General features: G+C 69.9%; 21 protein-coding genes. 15 read left to right on the forward strand and 6 right to left on the reverse strand.

Annotated elements, in window-relative coordinates:
- Nucleotides 1-99: 99 nt before the first annotated feature.
- Complete coding sequence (glgX, locus tag AC07AG_RS15165) at nt 100-2,427, reverse strand: glycogen debranching protein GlgX (RefSeq protein ID WP_478755314.1); 2,328 nt, start codon at nt 2,425-2,427, stop codon at nt 100-102.
- A gap of 290 nt (nt 2,428-2,717) precedes the next feature.
- Between glgX and AC07AG_RS15170 the strand changes: the two genes are divergently transcribed.
- The 7 genes from AC07AG_RS15170 (at nt 2,718) to AC07AG_RS15200 (ending at nt 9,955) form a co-directional block, all read left to right on the forward strand.
- The gene (locus tag AC07AG_RS15170; RefSeq protein WP_478755316.1) at nt 2,718-3,836 is read left to right on the forward strand and encodes a L,D-transpeptidase; all 1,119 of its coding nucleotides are present in this window, start codon (nt 2,718-2,720) and stop codon (nt 3,834-3,836) included.
- A 168-nt stretch (nt 3,837-4,004) separates the two neighbouring features.
- Nucleotides 4,005-5,249 (forward strand): L,D-transpeptidase, encoded by a 1,245-nt coding sequence (locus AC07AG_RS15175; protein ID WP_478755318.1) that lies wholly within the window; start codon nt 4,005-4,007, stop codon nt 5,247-5,249.
- A 42-nt stretch (nt 5,250-5,291) separates the two neighbouring features.
- Nucleotides 5,292-6,062, forward strand: coding sequence for an enoyl-CoA hydratase/isomerase family protein (locus AC07AG_RS15180; protein ID WP_361049810.1), 771 nt, complete (start codon nt 5,292-5,294; stop codon nt 6,060-6,062).
- A gap of 354 nt (nt 6,063-6,416) precedes the next feature.
- Complete coding sequence (locus AC07AG_RS15185; RefSeq protein WP_249587637.1) at nt 6,417-6,920, forward strand: ATP-binding protein; 504 nt, start codon at nt 6,417-6,419, stop codon at nt 6,918-6,920.
- 428 nt (nt 6,921-7,348) lie between these two features.
- A complete protein-coding gene (locus AC07AG_RS15190) occupies nt 7,349-8,131 on the forward strand; it encodes a polysaccharide deacetylase family protein (RefSeq protein WP_478755321.1) in 783 nt (260 codons plus the stop codon).
- Nucleotides 8,131-9,318 carry a YncE family protein gene (locus tag AC07AG_RS15195; RefSeq protein ID WP_478755323.1) on the forward strand — a complete coding sequence of 396 codons (1,188 nt, stop codon included), beginning with the start codon at nt 8,131-8,133 and terminating at the stop codon, nt 9,316-9,318. The genes AC07AG_RS15190 and AC07AG_RS15195 overlap by 1 nt, the downstream gene beginning before the upstream one ends.
- An 85-nt stretch (nt 9,319-9,403) precedes the next feature.
- On the forward strand, nt 9,404-9,955 hold the full coding sequence (locus tag AC07AG_RS15200) for a glycoside hydrolase family 25 protein (RefSeq protein WP_478755324.1): 552 nt from the start codon (nt 9,404-9,406) through the stop codon (nt 9,953-9,955).
- 62 nt (nt 9,956-10,017) lie between these two features.
- On the opposite strand, the gene AC07AG_RS15205 is transcribed toward AC07AG_RS15200, so the two are convergent.
- Nucleotides 10,018-10,674, reverse strand: coding sequence for an NADPH-dependent F420 reductase (locus AC07AG_RS15205; RefSeq protein WP_478755325.1), 657 nt, complete (start codon nt 10,672-10,674; stop codon nt 10,018-10,020).
- Between the two features lie 106 nt (nt 10,675-10,780).
- Nucleotides 10,781-11,800 carry a zinc-dependent alcohol dehydrogenase family protein gene (locus AC07AG_RS15210; protein ID WP_478755327.1) on the reverse strand — a complete coding sequence of 340 codons (1,020 nt, stop codon included), beginning with the start codon at nt 11,798-11,800 and terminating at the stop codon, nt 10,781-10,783.
- Between the two features lie 101 nt (nt 11,801-11,901).
- On the opposite strand from AC07AG_RS15210, the gene AC07AG_RS15215 reads away from it, so the two are divergent.
- The 3 genes from AC07AG_RS15215 (at nt 11,902) to AC07AG_RS15225 (ending at nt 14,838) form a co-directional block, all read left to right on the forward strand.
- Nucleotides 11,902-12,861, forward strand: a complete 960-nt coding sequence (locus AC07AG_RS15215; RefSeq protein WP_478755329.1) for an AraC family transcriptional regulator — start codon at nt 11,902-11,904, stop codon at nt 12,859-12,861.
- 121 nt (nt 12,862-12,982) lie between these two features.
- Nucleotides 12,983-13,633, forward strand: a complete 651-nt coding sequence (locus tag AC07AG_RS15220; RefSeq protein WP_478755584.1) for an RNA polymerase sigma factor — start codon at nt 12,983-12,985, stop codon at nt 13,631-13,633.
- The gene (locus AC07AG_RS15225; protein WP_478755330.1) at nt 13,630-14,838 is read left to right on the forward strand and encodes a CU044_5270 family protein; all 1,209 of its coding nucleotides are present in this window, start codon (nt 13,630-13,632) and stop codon (nt 14,836-14,838) included. Before AC07AG_RS15220 ends, AC07AG_RS15225 begins: the two co-directional genes overlap by 4 nt.
- On the opposite strand, the gene AC07AG_RS15230 is transcribed toward AC07AG_RS15225, so the two are convergent.
- Nucleotides 14,802-15,266 carry an ABA4-like family protein gene (locus tag AC07AG_RS15230; protein WP_478755332.1) on the reverse strand — a complete coding sequence of 155 codons (465 nt, stop codon included), beginning with the start codon at nt 15,264-15,266 and terminating at the stop codon, nt 14,802-14,804. The two genes, AC07AG_RS15225 and AC07AG_RS15230, sit on opposite strands and share 37 nt — an antisense overlap.
- Entirely contained in the window at nt 15,263-16,279 is a 1,017-nt protein-coding gene (locus tag AC07AG_RS15235; RefSeq protein WP_478755334.1) for a hypothetical protein, read from the reverse strand. Before AC07AG_RS15235 ends, AC07AG_RS15230 begins: the two co-directional genes overlap by 4 nt.
- 169 nt (nt 16,280-16,448) lie before the next feature.
- On the opposite strand from AC07AG_RS15235, the gene AC07AG_RS15240 reads away from it, so the two are divergent.
- Nucleotides 16,449-17,108, forward strand: coding sequence for a MerR family transcriptional regulator (locus AC07AG_RS15240; protein WP_478755336.1), 660 nt, complete (start codon nt 16,449-16,451; stop codon nt 17,106-17,108).
- 153 nt (nt 17,109-17,261) lie between these two features.
- On the opposite strand, the gene AC07AG_RS15245 is transcribed toward AC07AG_RS15240, so the two are convergent.
- Complete coding sequence (locus AC07AG_RS15245) at nt 17,262-18,611, reverse strand: hypothetical protein (RefSeq protein ID WP_478755338.1); 1,350 nt, start codon at nt 18,609-18,611, stop codon at nt 17,262-17,264.
- A gap of 151 nt (nt 18,612-18,762) precedes the next feature.
- Here AC07AG_RS15245 and AC07AG_RS15250 point away from each other — a divergent pair, with 151 nt between their 5' ends.
- The 4 genes from AC07AG_RS15250 to AC07AG_RS15265 all read left to right on the forward strand — a co-directional run bounded on the left by AC07AG_RS15250 (nt 18,763) and on the right by AC07AG_RS15265 (nt 21,239).
- Nucleotides 18,763-19,131: a hypothetical protein gene (locus AC07AG_RS15250; protein WP_478755340.1), complete on the forward strand. Its 369-nt coding sequence runs from the start codon at nt 18,763-18,765 to the stop codon at nt 19,129-19,131.
- On the forward strand, nt 19,125-19,265 hold the full coding sequence (locus tag AC07AG_RS15255; RefSeq protein WP_478755342.1) for a hypothetical protein: 141 nt from the start codon (nt 19,125-19,127) through the stop codon (nt 19,263-19,265). Before AC07AG_RS15250 ends, AC07AG_RS15255 begins: the two co-directional genes overlap by 7 nt.
- 123 nt (nt 19,266-19,388) lie before the next feature.
- Nucleotides 19,389-19,571 carry a hypothetical protein gene (locus tag AC07AG_RS15260; RefSeq protein WP_478755344.1) on the forward strand — a complete coding sequence of 61 codons (183 nt, stop codon included), beginning with the start codon at nt 19,389-19,391 and terminating at the stop codon, nt 19,569-19,571.
- A gap of 84 nt (nt 19,572-19,655) precedes the next feature.
- Nucleotides 19,656-21,239, forward strand: a complete 1,584-nt coding sequence (locus tag AC07AG_RS15265) for an asparagine synthase (RefSeq protein ID WP_478755346.1) — start codon at nt 19,656-19,658, stop codon at nt 21,237-21,239.
- The last annotated feature ends 3 nt before the right edge of the window (nt 21,240-21,242 follow it).

Here is a 21,242-nt window from a genome sequence, read left to right on the forward strand (position 1 = left end):
TGGCCCGGAGCGCTGCAATGGGCAGGTTCGTACCAATGCGGCCGCTGCGGGGCGCCGCCCCCGGGTGACGTCCCGGGTGACGTCAGCCTCCTTCACCCGTCACGTCGTCCCGTCGTCGCGCACCCGCAGCAACAGCACCGACCGCGCGTCCATCGTGACCGTCGTGTCCGCGCGCAGGACGGTGCCGGGCGCGGCCCCCTGCTCCTCCAGGGAGGTGTCCACCACCACCTCGTACGCCTGGGCCCACGGCACCCCCGGCAGCACGAAGCTCCCCGCGCGGTCCGCCGCGTGCAGGACCGCGAGGAAGCTGTCGTCGACGACGGGCGCGCCCCTGGCGTCACGTCCGGGAATGTCGCGGCCCGACAGATACATGCCGAGCGTCGCGGCCGGCGCGTACCAGTCGCCCTCCGTCATCTCCGTCCCGCGCGCCGTGAACCACGCCAGGTCCCGGAGCCCGTCCGCCGAATGCGCACGCCCGGAGAAGAACGCCCGCCGCCGCAGCACGGGATGCCGGTGCCGCAACGCGATCAGACGGGACGTCAGGTCGAACAGAGCCCGCCACCCCGGCTCGTCGAGCAGCCCCCAGTCCACCCAGCTGACCTCGTTGTCCTGGCAGTACGCGTTGTTGCTGCCCCGCTGCGTACGCCCCATCTCGTCCCCGGCGACGAGCATCGGCACCCCCGTCGAGAGCAGCAGCGTCGTCAGCAGATTGCGCAGCTGCCGCCGCCGCAGCCCGGCCACCCGCTCGTCCGCGCTCTCGCCCTCCACACCGCAGTTCCAGGCCCGGTTGTCGTCCGATCCGTCCCTGTTGCCCTCGCCGTTGGCCTCGTTGTGCTTGCGCTCGTACGTCACCAGGTCCCGCAGCGTGAACCCGTCGTGCGCCGTCACGAAGTTCACCGACGCGTACGGCCGCCGCCCGCCCCACGCGTACAGGTCGCTCGACCCGGAGAGCCGGTACCCAAGATCCCGCACATCGGGCAGCGCACCCCGCCAGAAGTCCCGCACCGCGCCCCGGTAGCGGTCGTTCCACTCCGTCCACAGCGGAGGGAACGCCCCCACCTGATAGCCGCCGGAGCCCACGTCCCACGGCTCGGCGATCAGCTTCACGCGCCGGAGGACCGGGTCCTGCGCGATCACCGCGAGAAAGGGGGAGAGCATGTCGACGTCGTGGAACGAGCGAGCGAGCGCCGCCGCGAGGTCGAAGCGGAAACCGTCCACGCCCATCTCGGTCACCCAGTAGCGCAAGGAGTCCGTGATCAGGCGAAGGACGTGCGGCTGCACCACCTGGAGCGTGTTCCCGCAGCCCGTGTAGTCCGCGTACCGCCGCGCGTCGGACGGCTGAAGGCGGTAGTACCCGCGGTTGTCTATGCCCTTGAGCGAGAACATCGGGCCCAGCTCGCCCGCCTCCGCCGTGTGGTTGTAGACCACGTCCAGGATCACCTCGATCCCGGCCTCGTGCAGCGCCCGCACCATCGACTTGAACTCGCCGACCTGCCCGCCCGCCGTCCCCGACGCCGCGTACGCCGCGTGCGGTGCGAAATAGCCGATCGAGTTGTAGCCCCAGTAGTTCCGCAGCCCACGCCGCAGCAGATGGTCCTCGTGCGCGAACTGGTGCACCGGCAGCAGCTCCACCGCCGTCACCCCGAGCCCGACGAGATGCGCGACCGCCGCCGGATGCGCGAGACCGGCGTACGTGCCCCGCAGCTCTTCCGGAATCCCCGGGTGCAGCTTGGTGAAGCCGCGTACGTGGACCTCGTAGATGACCGAGTCCGCCCACGGAGTCTTCGGGCGCCGGTCGTCGGTCCACTCGTCGTCCGGTGCGTCGTCGTGCACGACCACGCCCTTGGGGACGTACGCGGCCGAGTCCCTGTCGTCCCGCACCGTGTCGGCCACCTGCTGCTGGGGCCAGTCCCGCACATGGCCGTACACCTCGGGCGGCAGACCGGACGTGGCGAAGTCGCCGTCCACCGCGCGCGCGTACGGGTCGAGGAGCAGCTTCGCCGGGTTCCAGCGGGCGCCCGTCCACGGGTCCCAGCGGCCGTGCACGCGGTAGCCGTAGCGCTGCCCCGGACGGACGCCCGGCACGAAGCCGTGCCAGATCTCGTGCGTCAGCTCGGTCAGGGGCGAGCGCGTCTCGACGCCCTCGTCGTCGAACAGGCAGAGCTCGACGGCCTCAGCGCCCCCGGCCCACAGCGCGAAGTTGGTGCCCGCGACCCCGTCGGGCCCCACTCTGAACCGCGCACCGAGCGGCGTCGGCGCCCCCGGCCACACGGTCGGGCCGCGCGTGCTCGCTGCGGCCCGTGGCGCGGCGCGCGCCCCTGTCCGCGTCGACGGACCGCTCACGGCGGCGGCCTTCCCGTTCACGGCGGCCGCGCCCGTCCCGCGCCGCCCACCCCGGAGTGCTTCCTGTTCGGCTGCGCTGGACACCCATTCGCCTCCTGCGGCTCGACCCCTGCCGCGTCCCGGCGGCGGGGGCTTACCAGACCGGACGGCACGCTGGGACCCGAGGGTCCGTGCCGTCCTCCCCACTGTTCTGCCCAGCGTGTGCGTCGCACTCACGTTTCCCCAGGAGGGGGACGGTCGTTGGGACGGACGTGAGACAGGTAGCGAGGCGCGCTCGGCGCGCAGGGGCCGCGCTGGCCGCCGCAGTGACATGGGCAGGACTGCTTGCCGGTGCCGCGGGGTGCAGCGGTGACGGCGGAGGCATCGACCGGCTGATGGGCAAGCCACGGTCGCCCGCCGACGCGATCCGGGTGACGCCCGACGACGGCAGCAAGGGAGTCAAGGGCGACGAACCGCTCCAGGTCGAGGTCCCCGACGGACGCCTCGAATCGGTGAAGGTCGTCCGGGTCCAGGACGCCCAGGAGGCTCCGGTGCCCGGCCGCATCGACGAGGACGGCATGACCTGGAAGCCGCTGGACGAGGGCGACCTGGCGCTTGCCGCGAAGTACTCGGTGGACGCCGTCGCCCTCGACGGCCACGGCCGCCGCTCGGCCCGGCACACGACGTTCACGACCCAGGTCCCCGACGAGCGGTTCATCGGCTACGTGTCGCCGGAGAACCGGTCCACGGTCGGCACCGGCATGATCGTCTCCCTGGAGTTCAACCAGGAGATCGAGAACCGCGAGGCCGTCCAGCGCGCGATCAGCGTCACCGCGGACCCGGAAGTCGACGTACGGCCGCACTGGTTCGGCAAGACCCGCGTGGACTTCCGCCCCGAGAAGTACTGGAAGCCCGGCACGAAGGTCACCGTCGGCCTGCGCCTGCGCGACGTCGAGGCCGCCCCCGGCATCTACGGCCTGCAGGACAAGAGCTTCTCGTTCACCGTCGGCCGCAGCCAGACCTCCCTGGTCGACGCCGCCGAGCACACCATGGAAGTACGCCGCGACGGCGAGGTCCTCTCCACGGTCCCGATCACCGCGGGCGCCCCCAAGACCACGACGTACAACGGGAAAATGGTGGTCACCGAGATGCTGGAGGTGACCCGGATGAACAGCCGCACCGTCGGCTTCGGCGGGGAGTACAACATCCCCGACGTCCCGCACGCGATGCGCCTGACGACGTCCGGCACCTTCCTGCACGGCAACTACTGGTCGCCGAACGCCCCCGGCAACACGAATGTCAGCCACGGCTGCGTGGGCCTGCGCGATGTGAAGGGCGGCAGCTCACGGACCCCGGCGGGGTGGTTCTTCGACCGCACTCTGATCGGCGATGTGGTGGAAGTCGTCAACAGCGATGACAAGAAAGTCGCTCCTGACAACGGGCTCGGTGGCTGGAACATGGAGTGGAAGGAGTGGACGGCACCGCCCGGATCCAAGCCGGAGGCCAAGCCCTAGGGCCGGAACCGAGGCAGGACCGCACCCCATGCGCAGTTGGGACTGAACAGTGACATTGGCGGGGAGTCATCGGTCAGGGCCGTGTGGTTATCTAGCGCAGGCGCGTGTCTGTGCGCGCAGATGCACTGGGGTGCGGGCCTGACCAGGCCGTGCGAGGGGAGACACATCTTGAACGGGCGACCGATATCGGGGACGTCGGTTGGTGCGCGGGGGCGCGCACGGCGACGGGGCACCAAGGGCCTCTTTGCGGTGGCATCGGGTGTGACGCTGCTGTTGGTCACGGCATGCGGCGGGGGCGGCGGCTCGGACGCGGGCGGCGACGGCAAGGACAAGGCGGCCGACAAGAACGCGCCGTCGACCGCGGTGGTGAACATAGCGCCGAAGGACGGCGCCGACTCGGTGGCCACCAGCGGCGCACTGAAGATAGCCGCCGACAAGGGCAAGCTGTCCGAGGTCAAGGTAGAGGACAGCAAGGGCAATCCCGTCCCGGGCAAGATCACCTCGGGCGGAGCCTCGTGGGCGCCGGCGCATCACCTCGCCGCCTCCACGAAGTACAAGGTCCACGCGATAGCCAAGGACTCCGAAGGACGTGAGTCCGCCAAGGACACGACGTTCACGACGCTGACGCCGAAGAACACCTTCATAGGCCAGTTCACGCCGGAGGACGGCTCCAAGGTCGGCGTCGGAATGCCGTTCTCGGTCCACTTCTCGCGTGGCATCACCGACCCGGAGGCCGTCGAGAAGGCCATCGAGGTCAAGACCGAGCCGGCCGTGGACGTCGAGCCGCACTGGTTCGGCAACGACCGCATCGACTTCCGCCCCGAGAAGTACTGGAAGGCGGGGACGAAGGTCACCGTCAACCTCAACCTCGACGGTGTCGAGGGCCGGCCGGGGGTCTACGGCGAGCAGGCCAAGACCCTGAAGTTCACCATCGGCCGCAGCCAGGTCTCCACCGTCGACGCCAAGTCGCACCAGATGAAGGTCGTCCGGGACGGCAAGCAGATCAAGAAGATCCCGATCACCGCGGGCGCCCCCGGCACGACGACGTACAACGGCCAGATGGTCATCAGCGAGAAGCTCCAGGTCACGCGCATGAACGGCGAGACCGTCGGCTTCGGCGGCGAGTACGACATCAAGGACGTCCCGCACGCGATGCGCCTGTCCACGTCGGGCACGTTCATCCACGGCAACTACTGGTCGGGCGGCGCCTTCGGCAACACGAACGCCAGCCACGGCTGCATAGGCCTGAGCGACGTGCGCGGCGGCTACAGCAAGAAGACGCCCGCCGGGTGGTTCTTCAGCAACTCCCTCATCGGGGACGTCGTGGTCGTGAAGAACTCCGCGGACAAGACGATCCAGCCCGAGAACGGCTACAACGGCTGGAACATGTCCTGGGAGAAGTGGAAGGCCTGACCGGTCGGCAGACCCGTGCGGGGCACGGCTAACGTGCCCCGCATGACATCTGTGCATCTCGAAGTCGCCGAAGGCGTCGGTACGATCCGCCTCGACCGCCCCCCGATGAACGCGCTCGACATCGCCCTGCAGGACCGGCTCAAGGAGTTGGCCGAGGAGGCGACCCGGCGCGACGACGTACGCGCCGTGATCATCTACGGCGGCGAGAAGGTGTTCGCGGCGGGCGCGGACATCAAGGAGATGCAGGCCATGGACCACGCGGCGATGGTCGCGCGGTCCAGGGCGCTGCAGGACTCCTTCACCGCCGTCGCCCGCATCCCCAAGCCCGTCGTCGCCGCCGTCACCGGCTACGCCCTCGGCGGCGGCTGCGAGCTCGCCCTCTGCGCCGACTTCCGCATCGCCGCCGACAACGCCAAGCTCGGCCAGCCGGAGATCCTGCTCGGCCTGATCCCCGGCGCGGGCGGCACCCAGCGCCTGTCCCGTCTGGTCGGCCCGTCCAAGGCCAAGGACCTCATCTTCACCGGCCGCATGGTCAAGGCCGACGAGGCGCTCACCATCGGCCTGGTGGACCGGGTCGTGCCCGCGGCCGAGGTGTACGAGCAGGCGAAGCAGTGGGCCGCGCGGCTCGCGCAGGGGCCCGCGCTCGCGCTGCGCGCCGCCAAGGAGTCCGTGGACGCGGGCCTGGAGACGGACATCGACACCGGGCTCGCGATCGAGCGCACCTGGTTCGCGGGTCTGTTCGCCACCGAGGACCGCGAGCGGGGCATGCGCAGCTTCGTCGAAGAGGGTCCGGGCAAGGCGAAGTTCCTCTGAGGCGAGGTCCCGCGTCTCCCTGAGGCGACGTCCTACATTTCCCTGAGGTGGCGTCCCGCGTTCCGTCCGCGGCGTCCGAAGTTCCTCTGGATCACGTTCAGTTGAGGACGCGTCAGCCAAAGTGTCCCCCGAAGGAGCGGATTATGCGCAGCTTAAGAGAACCTTAAGTCTGCCTTGTTCGCGGCCGTAAGTGATCACTCGTAAGCGGGTAGTCATCGCAGGTCAACAGGGGTGCCATGGGGTCCCTTCTGCCCCTGGCATATGCCTACCCAGCCCCCCGGAATGGATGGTTCCGGGGGGCTTATTCCGTCGGAACGGCCCCGGAACACGCTCTGTGCGGCCATGATGGGGGGCATGGCGGGGCTGGAGGGTATCGAACAGCCGCGGCGACACGGGAGTGCGACCGCGGCGCGCTGGTCGCCGGCGGTTGAGGACGAACACGCGCTCAAGGCGCTCGAGTTGTTCGGCAATCCGACGGACGCGGAGGTTCCGCTGCCGTCGCGCCCGGAGTCCGCCGCCATCGCGCGCAGGCTCACCCAGGTCGTCGTGCTCCGTCACTGGGGGCTCTCCCCGAAGCTGACCGAGGACGCGGTGCTCCTCACCTCCGAGCTCGTCGGCAACGCCGTGCGGCACACCGGCGCCCGCGTCTTCGGGCTCCGCATGATGCGGCGGCGCGGCTGGATCAGGATCGAGGTGCGCGACCCCTCGCGCGGACTGCCCTGCCTGATGCCCGTCCAGGAACTCGACCTCAGTGGCCGCGGCCTCTTCCTCGTCGACAAGCTCTCCGACCGGTGGGGCGTGGACCTGCTGCCGCGCGGCAAGACGACCTGGTTCGAGATGCGGGTCGCCGACCGCTGAGGGGTCGCGCGGGCTCCGAGGCGGTGCGCGGGCTCCGGGGCGGTGCGGGGGCGGTACGCGAAAGCCCCCGGTCGCCGGCTACGGCATTGCGGGGGCCTTCGCGGAGCGCCGTGGACAAAGGGGTGTGGTCCACGGGCGCTGATGACGACCTGAGCCCGGGTCAATGGGGGTCGTGGCTCCGACTATGGCAGACAGGGGCCAGCGATCCAAAAGTCCCTATCCGGTCATACAGGTGCAAAGCGTGACACTCCAAAGGTGAATCCTTGGTGAGCTGGGACACCTGCCTGGTAAACGCTGGTTAAGTTCCGGCTGTGGCAGGTGTTCCGCAAGGGGCGATGAAGGGGGCAAGTACCCCCGTGGCCCCGACCCGCACAGGTGGAGCGCGGGCAATCAGCGGCTTTTGCCCGCTTTTACCATTAAATGGTCGCGTGATCGAGACTGACCGCCGCGGAGCCCTGCGCGCGGGCGCCGCACTGACCGTCGCCGGCGCGCTCACCGCAGGCTGCTCCGCCGCCGGATCCGCCCCCGCGGCACGCCAGGCCGCACCCGCCGCCCGGCACCCCGCCACGAAATCCCCGCGCGCCGCCCCCGCGCCCCGCCGCTTCCCCGGCCTGCCCGACCAGATCGCGCACAGCCCCCGAAACCGCCCCCAGGTCGCCCTCACCTTCCACGGCCAGGGCGACCCGGCCACCGCGCGATCCCTGCTCGCCATCGCCGAAAAGGCGGACGCCAGGATCACCGTCCTCGCCGTCGGCAGCTGGCTCGACGAACACCCCGAGCTCGCCCGCCGCATCCTCGACGGCGGCCACGACCTCGGCAACCACACCCACCACCACCGCACGATCAACGAGATGACCGAGGCCGAAGCCACCGCCGAGATCACCGGCTGCGCCGACCGACTGCGCCGCCTCACCGGCTCCATCGGCACCTGGTTCCGCCCCTCGCGCGCCGAGACCGCGACCCCGCTCGTCGCCCGCCTCGCACGCCGCGCGGGCTACCCGCACGTCCTCTCGTACGACGTCGACTCACTCGACTTCACCTCGCCGGGCGCCCAGGCCGTCACCCGCAAGGTCGCCTCGGAGGTGCGCGCGGGCTCCGTGGTGAGCCTGCACTTCGGGTACGCCGACACCGTCGCCGCGCTGCCCGCCGTCCTGGAAGCCCTCGACCGCCGCGGCCTGCGCGCGGTGACCACCACGGAGTTGCTGACCTGATGACCCTGCACCTGAACCTCACCCAGCGCACCGGAGCGGTCATCGCCGCCGGTGCCGTCGTCGCCGCGGCACTCGCCGGCTGTGGCGCGGACGCACGCGAGAACGAAGCCCTCAGCACCCAGGGCATCCAGAAACCCGCCAAGCCCAAGATCGCGCCCGGCCTCCCGGGCATGCCGCCCGTCCTGGACCCGAAGGACGTCTACGCGGCGGACCGCCCCAACAAGCTCTCCCCGGTGGTCAAGGACTTCCCCTCCCGGATCTACGTCCCCAACACCAACTCCAACACCGTCTCGGTCATTGACCCCGAGAAGTACGAAGTGATCGACACGATCGACGTCGGGGTCCAGCCCCAGCACGTCGTCCCCTCCTGGGACATGAAGACGCTCTGGGTCAACAACAACCGCGGCCACACGCTCACCCCGATCGACCCCAAGACCGGCAAGGCGGGCAAGCCGGTCGACGTCCACGACCCGTACAACCTCTACTTCACGCCCAACGGCAAGTACGCCATCGTGATGGCCTCGATGGACCGCGAACTGGTCTTCCGCGACCCGCACACCATGAAGAAGGTCAAGACCGAACCGGTCAGCTGCTACGGCGTCAACCACGCCGACTTCTCCGCCGACGGCCGCTACTTCATCGTCTCCTGCGAGTTCTCCGGCGAACTCCTCAAGGTCGACACGGAGAAGATGAAGGTCATCGGCCAGCAGAAGCTGCCCTTCAAGGGCGCCATGCCGCAGGACGTGAAGATCTCGCCCGACGGCAAGACGTTCTACGTGGCCGACATGATGGCCGACGGCATGTGGGTCCTGAACGGCGAGAAGTTCGAGAAACCGAAGCTGCTGCCCACCGGCAAGGGCACCCACGGCCTGTACGTCAGCCGGGACTCACGCGAGATGTACGTGTCCAACCGCGGCGAGGGCACCGTCTCCGTCTTCGACTTCCCCAAGAACAAGCTGACCAAGAAGTGGAAGCTCCCCCAGGGCGGCAGCCCCGACATGGGCGGTGTCTCGGCGGACGGCAACACCCTCTGGCTCTCCGGGCGTTACGACTCCGAGGTGTACGCCATCGACACCCGCACCGGAGTCCAGACGGCCCGCATCCCGGTGGGCGGCGGCCCGCACGGCCTCGCGGTGTACCCGCAGCCCGGCCGCTACTCGCTGGGCCACACGGGGATCTTCCGCTGAGCGGTTCAACGGTTGACCATCCCGGCCACCGGGCACGAGAAGGGTAGATCCACCTGCCCTCCCTCTGCCGCTCAGGAGGTCGCCCGTGCTGAAAGGCATCGACGTCAGCTCGTACCAGTCCACGTTCGACACAGACGGCCTCTCCTTCGTCATCATCAAGGCGACGGAGGGCCGTTCGTACGTCAACCCAAGACTGACCGCACAGACGAAGCGGGCCAGGGACGGCGGCTGCGTGGTCGGCTTCTACCACTTCCTGTGGCCGGGGAACATCACGGCACAGGCGGAGTACTTCGTGAGCAAGGCCCCGGAGAAGGCGGGGGACTTGCTGGCGGTGGACTGGGAATGGACGGGCGATCACACGCGCGCGAGCAACGCGGAGAAGGACCGCTTCATCCGGGAGGTGAAGCGACTGCGCCCGAACCACCGGGTGATCTTGTACTGCAACCGCGACTTCTGGCTGAACCACGATGACACCTCGTACGCGGGCGACGCACTGTGGATCGCCGACTACGTCACGGCGGGCAAGCCCCGCATCCAGGCGAAGTGGCGGATCCACCAGTACACGTCGACGCCGCTGGACAAGAATGTGGCGGACTTCGCGAGCGAGGACGCGCTGCGGGACTGGGCCAAGCCGTAGCCGTAGGCCAAGCCGTAGCCCTAGGCGTAGGCGTCCCGCGCGCGGCCCGTCGCTCGGTCAGGTCAGGCGCGCCACTCCGCCGTGCGCTCCGGGGATGCCTCGGCCAGTGCCTTGGTGATCGCTTCGGTGTTCTTGGCCAGGCCGTAGACCGGTGTGCCCGGCTGCTGGCGCCAGGAGTCGTCCTGGCCGCCCGTGTCGACCGTGTCGAAGCCGATCTCGTCGATGAGGTCGCGTACGACCTTCTTGGCGGCCTCGTCGTCGCCGGACACCGGGAGGGCGACGCGGTCGGGGGTGCCGCTCGGCTGGGGCTTGTCGAGGATGTCCTGGGCGTACGTGCCGTTGAAGGCCTTGATGACCGGGTGGCCGATCTGGCGCTCGGTCCAGCGGCTCTCGGTCAGGCCGTCCTCGATCTCGGCGATCTTCCCGTCGCGCTGCGGGTAGTAGTTGCCGGTGTCGATGACGGCGACGTTCTCGGCCGCGCCGTCGAGGAAGCCGGACGGCAGGTTCGGGACGGCCTTCAGGGGGATCGTCACGACGACGACCTGGGCGCCGCGCGCGGCCTCCTCGACCGTCACCGGCGTCGCGCCGGTCTCCTCGGCGAGGGCGGTGAGGGTCTGCGGGCCACGGGAGTTCGCGACGGAGACCTCGTGGCCGAGGGTCGTGAGGCGGCGCGTCAGGTTGCCGCCGATGTTGCCCGCGCCGATGATGCCGATCTTCATGACTGGCCCTTCCGGGGGTTGGTTCGCTGGGGTCGTAGCGGAGCCAACCTCCGGAACGGCTGAGGTATTCCGGCCGGGTGGTTCCGGTTGGGTGGGTCGGCCTCTCTCAGAGTTTCACCACGATCTTGCCGGTGTGCGTATTGGACTCCATCAGGCGGTGCGCGTCCCCGATGCGGTCGAGGCCGTCGAAGACTTCGGCGATCGGCGGTCGGAAGGCGCCGTCCCGCAGGCCCTGGTTGAGGAAGGCCGTGGAACGGCGGCGGCCGCCCGGCGTGGTGGTCAGCTGGAGGTTGGCGTAGACGTGGATGCTGAGCCCGGCGATCCACGGGAGCTCGGCGGGGCGTGGGTCGAGCCAGCCGTAGGAGACGATGGTGCCGCCCTCCGGCACGAGTGTCTCGGCCAGGGTGCGGTAGCCGGGGCCGCCGATCGCGTCGAAGACGAGGTCGACGCCGCGCCCGCCGGTGAACCGCTGGGTCTCCTTCACGACGTCCTCGTCGTCCGTGACGACGACGTGCGCCGCGCCGAGATCGAGGAGCTGCTGCTTCTTCGCCTCGGTACGCGTCGTGGCGATGGGCACGGCTCCGACGCGCCGGGCCACCTGGATGGCGGCCGTGCCCACCCCGCTGGACGCGCCGGTGATCAGGACGTGGTCGCCGGGACGGAGGCCGCCCGTCTCGATCATTCCGCCGTACGCCGTGGTGTAGGTGAGCCAGGCCGCGGCGCCGGTGACCGCGTCCACCTCGGCGGGACGCGGCACGACGGCCGACTCGGGCAGGACGACGCGCTCGGCGTACACGCCCTGTGCGCTCATCTCGATGCCGGGCCCGGTGAACACCGTGTCGCCCACGGCGAATTCGCCGACGCCCTCGCCGATCTGCTCGACGGTGCCCGCGGCTTCGTAGCCGAGCCGCGAGCCGGGCAGGGTGGGCTGGTAGTAGTAGCCGCCGGAGCGGAAGAGGACTTCGGCGCGGTTGAGGCCCAGGGCCTCGACGCGGATGAGGAGTTCACCGGGGCCGGGGGCGGGCAGGTCCACCTCGCGGATCTGGAGGACTTCCGAGTCGCCGATCTCGTCGAAGAACACGGTGCGGGCGGTGGTTGTGCCGTTCGATTCGCCGTTCGTTGTCATGGCGAGAACGCTAGGTGGGCCGCGCGAGACGAACCATGCTTGCCGATCTCGGTTTCCTGTCCGTGCGTCTCGCTGCCCGTGGTGGTCGCTACCGTACGGACATGGACGTACTGAGCGACGCGATCGCGGCGATGCGGACGGGGCGCCCGCACTCCAGCATCCGGGACAAGTACGCCCCCTGGGGTGTGCACTTCGATACGCACGACGGTGCCGGGTTCCATGTGGTGCTGCAGGGCTCGGCCTGGCTGATCCCGGACCGGGACGGCGCCGAACCCGTCCGGCTCGGCCCCGGTGACGTGGTGTTCCTCGCGCACGGCTACGGCCACGCGCTGGCCAGTGATCCGGCTGCGCCGCTGGAGCGGTTCGAGCTGGAGCCCGACGGTTCCTGGCCCGCGCCGCCGGAGCGGGGTTCGGTCACGGGCGAAGGCCCTGCCACCGTGCTGCTCTGCGGGGCCTATCGGCTCGACCGGGCCCGCGCGCACCCGCTTCTCTCGGAGCTCCCCGAGGTGGTTCATCTGCCCGCCAGGGTCGGCGCGTACCCCTCGCTGCGGGCCGCCGTCGAACTGCTCGGTGCCGAGCTGGAGGAGCCGCAGCCCGGCGCCGACATCATCGTCTCCGCGCTGCTCGACACGATGCTGCTCTACATCCTGCGGGCGTGGTGGCTCCGGGAGCGGCACGGCTCAGGGCACCCGACGGGCTGGTCCGCCGCGCTCGCCGACCCGGCGGTGGCGGCCGCGCTGCGGGCCGTCCACGGCGACCCGGCGCATCCCTGGACGGTGGAGGAACTCGGCGCGCTCGGGGGTCTGTCGCGCGCTCCCTTCGCCCGCCGGTTCGCGGGGACCGTGGGGTCGCCCCCGCTGGCGTATCTGACGTGGTGGCGGATGACGACGGCCGGGCGGCTGCTGCGCGAGGCGGACCTGCCGCTGCGGCAGGTCGCCGAACGGGCGGGCTACACCTCGGAGTTCGCCTTCTCCAAGGCGTTCAAGCGGGAGTTCGGGGTGGCGCCGGGGCAGTACCGGAGGCTGCGGGCCGCGGGGCTGCCGGTCAGTGAAGTGGTGTGACCGGGTCAGTGAAGTGGTGTGACGCGGCGGGGCGGTGTGGGTGGTGTGACGAGGGGCACAGGAACGCGTCCGGGGGTGCGGAGAGATACGTGGTGTGAGGCCTACTGAATTGGGAGATGGCATCCATGCACGGATACGGGCAGGTGAGCGGGAAGCCTTCGGCGAGTTGTACGAGGCGTACGCGCGGACGGTCTACAACCACGCCCTGCGGCTGACCGGCGACTGGTCGACCGCCGAGGAGGTCATGTCCGAGACCTTCCTGGCGGCCTGGCGCACCCGCGACCGGCTGGAACCGGACGGCGGTTCGCTCAAGCCGTGGCTGCTCGGCATCGCGACGCACAAGGCGCAGAACGCCAATCGCGGACTGAGACGGCGACTCGCCTTTCTGTCCCGTCAGTCGTCCCCGCCCCAAGTGGCCGACTTCGCCGAGGAGTCGGCGGGGCGGATGGACGACGCGCGACGCCTTGCGGCGGTGCACGGCGCGCTGCGCCGGCTGCGCCGTCAGGAGCGCGAGGTGCTCGTCCTGTGCGTGTGGTCGGGGCTCGACTACGCGCAGGCGGCCGAGGCGCTGGGCGTTCCGGTCGGCACGGTGCGGTCGCGGCTCTCGCGGGCCCGTGCACGGCTGCGGAAGCTCAGTGAGGACGGGAGCGGCAGGAGCGATGGGACTGCTGAGTCGGCAGTGAAGGACGTGACGGAACCTCTCCGTGGCCGCGGAGAGGTAGAGAGTGAGGCCGCGTTCGCGGCCCTGCCCCTGCGGGAGGAATTCCGATGAACGCCGCCACCCCGTCCCGGGGAGAGGCCGAGGCCGCTGAACTGGCGCGCCTGCTGCCGGAGTCGGACGGAGACGAATGGGAACTCCCGCCGGGGCGTCACCTTCACCACAAGGACGTCCTGATGCAGCAGATCGACCGAGACACGGCCCGTGACGACTCCGCCCGCGACGGCTTCGCTCACGGCGACATCGCCCGTGACGACTCCGCCCGCGACGGCTTCACCCACGACGACACCACCGTCCGTGAAGCGCCCCGCCGCAGGCTGCTGCGTCCCGCGGTGCTGATGCCGGCGGCCGCCGCGCTCGCCGTGGCCGGGATCCTGACCGCCGCGCTTCCCTTCGGGAACACCGACGGCGTGCGCGACATGGGCGCGGGCCCGGGGGCCGCTCCGGGTGCCGCGCCGGGTGCGGCCACGGGTGCGGCCGTGACCCTCGACCGGATCGCCACCGCGTCCCTGGAGGCCGAATCGGAGCCGGTGAAGGACAGCCAGTTCGTCTACGTGCGCAGCCTGGTCCGGAGCAACGAAGGCAAGATCAATGGCAAGGTGAAGCTCGGCGACCCGTACACGCAGCAGGTCTGGATGTCCCAGAATCCCGCCCCCGTCACGGACATCGGCATGATCCGCGAGAGCGGCAAGGGGGCGTCGATGCCCGGACAGGATCTGCCCATCGAGGCATCCGCCGTGGACGGTTCCGATGACACCGGCGCCATTCCGGAGGGGCCCGAGCGCCCCACGTACGACTGGCTCGCCTCGCTGCCCACCGATCCCGACGCCCTCCTGAAGAAGCTGTATGCCCAGACGCGGGTGAGCGGTGAGCGGGAGACGAAGGCGCAGGCCGTCTTCGACCGGATCGGTGACCTGCTCAGCCAGACGATCATGCCGCCGGAGAACGCCGCCGCGTTCTACAAGGCGGTCGCCAAGCTCCCCGGGGTGGTCGAGGTGCCCGACGCGGTGGACGCGGCGGGCCGGCACGGGATCGGCATCACCATCGAGGAGTCGGCGTTCGCGACGCGCAACGAATGGATCTTCGACAAGAAGTCCTTCGCCTACCTCGGCTCGCGCGGCTACATGACCAAGAACCACAAGCCGGGCGGCAGGCCGGGCAAGGAGGGCAACGCCGAGGTCCTCGGCGGCAGCGTCGCCGTCCTGGGCCGCGCCGTCGTCGATCAGCGCGGCATGGAGCCCGCGGGCGAGCGCGGCTGAGCGAGGTCCGTCCGCCGGGCCAGGACCGCCCGCATCGCCAGGAAGAGCAGCAGTCCGAACGGTGAGAGGAGAATCGTCAGGACCAGGAGCGGTCCCATCACCAGCGGGTGGATGCCGATGCGCCGCGCCTCGTGGTACATCCACTGTCCGATCAGCAGGTCCCAGGCGATGACCTGGGCCCAGATCGCGCCCGCCCCGTTGGCGAGGACGAGCAGGTCGCGGAATCCGTCGATGTCCGGACTGCTGACGGCGGCCCAGAGTTCGGGCATGACGGGCAGCGCCATCGCGACGTAGACGGCGAGGACCGGTACGACGGTGAGGGGAGAGGCGGCGACGCGGGCGGTCGTCCGCCACCCCGGGGCGAAGATCATGAGCAGCCAGACCGGGGCGGCCAGCCAGAAGGAGAGTTCGAAGAGGAAACCGGTCATGACACAAGCTCCTTGTTGTTGTCGTCGTCTTCTTCGTTGCTTCCGGGTGTTGCGGGGGTTCCGGGTGTTCCAGATGCCTGAACCAGGCGGTTGTCAGGGGGAGTCGGGGTACGCAGGGCTCCGTACGCGCCTGCGGCCGTGGCGGCGATGATCAGTCCCGCCGCCGTCAGCGTCGCGCCGTCCGGACGCAGGAGCGGCTGGCCGCGCAGGGCCTGCCAGGTGACCAGGGCGAAGAAGGCCGCGTACGCACCCGAGGCGACGAGCACGATCCGCAGCCGCGTCCGCTCGTCGGCCAGGCGGCCGTGGCGGGGGCGCGCGGCGAGTGCCGTGAGGCCCATGAGGAGCAACGGGAGCAGCTGCAGCGCGTGCATGCCGACGAAGTGCGGGATGCGCAGGTCACCGCCGGTGGTCGACCAGCCGGTCAGCGGCATGGAGGGGCCGCCGTCCGGTACGCCGACGCTGTGGGCGCCGACGATCGACGAGGTGCCCCGCTCCTGATCGGGTGTCGGCTGCGTCATGAGGAAGCCGACGGCGGCGCCGGCGAGCGCGATGGCGATCCCGCAGCGCATCGCCCAGGCGGAGGCGCGGTCGGCGATGCGGGCGCGCAGCAGCAGGATCGCGATGAGCAGGGTGCCGAGCCACAGGATGACGACGGTGACGGCCATCGCGTTGAACAGCGCTTCGTCGAACGGGGTCTGATGGTTGAAGTGGCTGCGCTTCCCCCGCACCACCTGCCCGGTGATGATCACCATCTCGACGAGGCTCGACACGGCGACGACCGTGCCCGCCCACCAGCCCGCCCTCCGGCCGCGGTCGAGCAGCGACAGCATCCAGGCGAGCGAGAGCCCGTAGGCGATGAACGAGACCGAGAACTTGAACGGCTTGAACCAGATCGGCGAGCCGACGAGTAAGCGATCGTCGACGGCCAGGCCGATGCCGGACAGAACGGCCAGAACGGCCATGGCCGCGGAGAACGCCACGAGCGGCCGGTGCCATGAATGCCATGAAGACATGGGGAACCCCCGAGATGGTCGCTGAGAAGAGAGAAGAGAGGGGCGAAATGGATAGTGGCACTTTCCGCTATCCGATAGCGCCACTATCTATGATGGGGGTCGGGGATGGCAAGGGCGTAGCCGGTGGCAGAGTGGCGAGCGGCAGCGCGAACAGGAGAGTGGGCAGGCCGTGCGTATTGGCGAGTTGAGCCGCAGGACCGGTGTGCCGGTGCCGACGATCAAGTACTACGTCCGTGAAGGGCTGTTGCCGCCGGGCGAGTTGAGCAGCCCGAACCAGGCGCACTACGGCGAGGCCCATGAGCGAAGGCTGCGTCTCATCCGCGCGCTGCTCGACGTGGGCGGCCTGAAGGTGGCCGCGATCGCGGAGGTGCTCGGCGCGGTCGACGACCCCGAGCGCCCGCTGCACAAGGTGCTCGGTGCTGCCGCCGACCGGCTCGGTTCGGCGGGGGAGGGTGACGACGACGCCGAGGCGGCGGCGGCGAATGCTGCGGTCGCGGAGCTGATCGCGCGCCGCGGCTGGCGCACCCACGAGTCGAACCCCGCCGGGGCCGACCTGTCACGGGCCCTTGCCGCCATGGGGCGCGTCGGCCACGGAGCGTTCGCGGAACTGCTCGACGAGTACGCCGACGCCGCCGAGATGGTCGCCCGCGCCGACCTCGGTTACGTGGACCGGCGGGTGGCGGTCGAAGACCTGGTGGAGAGCGTGGTGATCGGCACCGTGCTGGGGGAGGCGGTGTTCAACGCGATGCGGCGGATGGCGCATGTGGACGCGTCGGCGCGGATGTACGGGATGGACGGTGAGGGGCTGGGCGGGCGAGACGGAAACTGATAGGCGACTCGTACGCCCCCGTCGGCGGGTGCCTTCGCCCCAGGCCTTCCCGGTCCACGGCTTTATCCGCGGCTGTAGTTGAGTTCTGCGTCGATCCGGTGCCCATCGGGTGACTGGACGGGCGGCCTGCGTCCCATGGCCTGTCTTGAGCCCTCAGGCTTTGAGGGCGGCGACTTCCCTCGCGCGTCCCGCCAGTTGCTTCACCGGCCGCGCGCCGGCGTGAGCGCGCATCTCTCGGCGCATTGTCCCGAAGTGCTCGTCGCCGCGTGCGGAGGAGACGAGCTCGTACTCGTTCAGGAAGCGGTTCCAGGAGGCACACGCCGCGTCCAGATGCCCATGGGCGAGCTGCCGTTGAGCCAGCAAGGCGTAGGAATGCACACGGCCCTGCCGCTCCTGTGCGGGCTGCACCTTGATGGAGTCCTGCAGCGCCTTGATGCTGCCGGGCAGGTCCCGCTCCTCGTACAGGACATGCGAGAGGTGGAAGAGCCATGCGGTGCGGTCGTATCCACCCACGGCGTCCCGCCGGTTGTCGGCCTTGGACAGTGCGGCCTCGGCCTCGCTCAGCCGCGTGTGGGCCTGCCTGCGGTCCTTCACCATGGACGCGGCGTGGGCCTGCTGGCCGCGCAGGAACGCCACCAGACGAGGACCGGCCTGCGGTGCGGCTTCGGCGGCGCTGTCGGCGAACTCCAACCCCTTGTGGCCGTGGCGAAGGCTCGTCATCTGCAATGACATGCCCCGCAGTGTGCGGCAGTACGTCACGTGGTCCCCGGCTTCGTCGGCGAGGGAGAGGGCTTTGAGGTACCAGCGCTGGGCGGCGGCGTGGTCCTTCTCGTACATCGCCATCCAGCCTGTCAGATACGTCAGATCCGAGGCCGCGGCCTTCATGTCGGCCGCGACCGCCTCAGACGCCTGTGCCTTCATCCACGGTCCCACCGTGTTCACGAGGAACGCTGCCGCCATCGGCCGCGCGTGACCTGCACCGTCCTCGTCCAGGATGTCCGCGATCCTGATGGTCGTGCGCCTCACCGAGGCGACCTGCGAGCCGCCGATCCGAGTGGTGGCCTTGCCTGGTGCGACCGGCTCGCCGGCGTGCGCTGTCGCTGTGCCGAAGACGGGCACGGCCAGCGCCGCGGTAAATACACCGGCTGCGAGAACGCCGCGTCGAGAGGGATCCATATCCGCCCTTCCCAGGTCGATCAACTCCTCAACAGTGTCGAGGTGTTGACATCCATCGGAGGGGGTGGCGGGGGTCAGGCCCGCTTCCTCGTGCGTGACGGGCCTGCCGAGCTTCTCCGACAGAGCAGCCACCACTACCGCCCTGACCTGCTGCTTTGGCTGGTGCCCGCGAAGCCACATGGAGACGGACTGTCCGCTGTAGGTCAGTGGCATCCCGGCGAGGGTGCCGATGCGGTTCACAGCGCGGGCGAGCTCTTCGCGCTGGCATTGCCCCTGGTCAAGCAGGGTTGCCAGGCTGGTGTTCGGCGTACGCGGTGTGCCTGCCATGGGTGATTCTCCCGACAGATCCGAGTGCTTTTACGGCGTTTACGTGCGCGCTCTTCCTTCACGGTACCCGCGCAGCGTGACCGGTAGTTGGCTGTACGTCAGGAACAAGACGGAACCATCACGTCCAGCCAGGGAGCCCACGGTGACCCTCATGACCACACCCCACCCCCACCACCGGACCAGCACCCCCGTGGACCTGGCCCTCGTCGACAGCGCGGTCCACCGCGCCGAAGGACTCGCTGTCACCGACCCGACCAGCCGACTCGCCGAGGCCGTGGCCGCCGAACTGACCGTTCACCTGGCCGCGCTCATCACGCCCGCCGAGTACCACCTGGGCCGCATGCCGCGCCGCAGCCCTGCCGAGCAACGCGCTCGCGACGTACTCGCCGACAGCATCGGCCATGCCAGATCCGTCCACCACGATCAGCAGACCGGGGCCTTCACCAACCCCGCAGCCCGCCTCTACCTCCTCGCCGGGGCGTGCCGCCTTCTGAAGAACGCGATGGTCCCGTCGTGGTGAGCCACGGGGATGCCCGCCGGGCCCGGCGCCCGGTGCGCTCCCGAGTGACCGAGGCGGTCATTGCCACCGCGCTGGTGTCGCTGGTCGTGATCACCTTCGGCGCGCTGCTCATCCACACCCTCACCAGGCGCTAGCGCCCCTCTCGAACTCCCGTGCCGGGCTTGGCCGTCCGCCCGAGTCCCCTGCGAGGCGGCCCGGCACGGGTCCTGCGGGCAGAGTCGCCCGCTCCGGAGCACCACTGACGATGGGAACCCGCCGTGAAGCAACGACTGGACCAATCCACCAGCCTGCGATCCACCATGCTCGGCGACATCGAGCTGGGTCCGCTGTTCACCGACCGCGCCCAGTTCGAGGTGCCTGACTTGGCAAGCCGCTTTGCCTACAAGAAGGAAGCAGGCTCCTCGGACACCAACCACGAGTACGACAGCCTCAAGGTCTGACCCGCCCCGGCTCCTTCAGTGCGCCAGGCCGGCCGGGCCAAGACCCTGCCCGGCCGGGCCCGCGCCCCACCTCGTGGAGGACTCGTGCTCAAGCTCCGCATCGAACCCGCCCCAGCCCGCCGCGAGACCAGCGGCTGGGCGTGGAACAACACCCGTCTGGAACGCGGCTCGTCCTGGGTCGCCCCCTTTGATCATCCGGCCGTGGATGCACTCGCTCTCACCGACCGCGACACCGGGCAGGCGCTCATCCATGTCCGTGAACGCAACGCCCACCGCGTGGGCGAGGGCCGACGCGCTGTCGTGGAGCTGCCCTCTGCCACCTTCCGCAGGCTCCGCGCAGAGCTTCTGATGTGGCCTCTGGACTTCGTCGCCATCGACTTTGCCCCTGAGGGCACCGTCAGCGTACGAGCCAGTGAACGTGGCACCGCACCGCTCCACCTCACCGCCAACGACGGTGTGCTGTACGGATCATGGACCACTGCGGACCTCGTCAGGCGACTGCCGCGTGTGGACTTCCATGTCATGGAGACGGCACGACTGCTCAGCCTGTGGTTCCGCTACAGCCATCACACCTGCTTCACCGGCCTGTACCGGTTGCCCGAGCGCGCAACCGCCCACTACAACGGCCACGGGACGATCCACTTCGAGCATCCTGCACCGGCGCTGCACTCCAAGGCCCGCACCCTCGCGGAGAGCGCCGACGTACTGACCGCCTACGGCACCATGCTCGACACGGTGCTCGCCCGTCACCTCTACGACCCGGACACCACCAGTGCGCACGTCTCGGGCGGCTTCGACTCGGCCATCACCGGCACCCACCTGTCCCTGCGACACCCCGAAAGGATCACGGCTTCGGCGATGACGCTGCCGGGCCCGATGGGGAGGCAACAGCGTGCACGCCGGGCCGAGATGATCCGTATCGGACGCTTCCGCACCGACATCACCACACCCGCCCTTCCTCCGCTGCACCACGGCGGACGACGCGCCCTGGGAGGCTACGTCTACCCCTACGAAGAGCCCTACCACGAGGCCACTGCCGCCCTTGTCGAGCAGTTGACCGGAACCGGCATCCGTACCGTGGTGACCGGGATCGGCGGCGACGAGATGCTCGCCCTCACTCCCGAGGAAGCTCCGCACCAGCCTGTCGGGCCAGGGCACGCGATGACCGAATGGCTGGGCCCAGTGGCCCGAGAGGCCCTCATGGATGTGGACGGGGACACCTCCCCACCCGCCGTCGTCAACGAAATGACCCTGCTCGCGATGGCATCGGCCGCTCCGTTGCTGCTCGATGCCGGGATCTGGCCCCTGCATCCCTTCGCCGATCCGGACATGATCCGCTTCGGTGAATGGCTGCCCCGATCCTGGCGCTCACGCAAGAATCTGCACCGCCACCGCCTGACTGCGCTGGGCCTTTCCGAGCTGGTGGTGGAGCCACCGTTGCCGGAGAACTTCACCGGCGTCATGAACGCCGCGATCCGCACCACATTGCCCGCACAGGTGCGACGCCTGCTCGGCGAGGGGTCCCCTCTCATCGACGCCAAGCTCGTGGACGCCGACCTCCTCACCCGGGCACTGACCCGCATCGAATCCGGTGACATCCGTGCCACGGACGACCGCCTCGCCGACGTCGTCACCGCTCACCTCGCCTACCGTGCCGCCCACCTCTGAGAG

This window comes from Streptomyces sp. NPDC044044 (assembly GCF_056434405.1).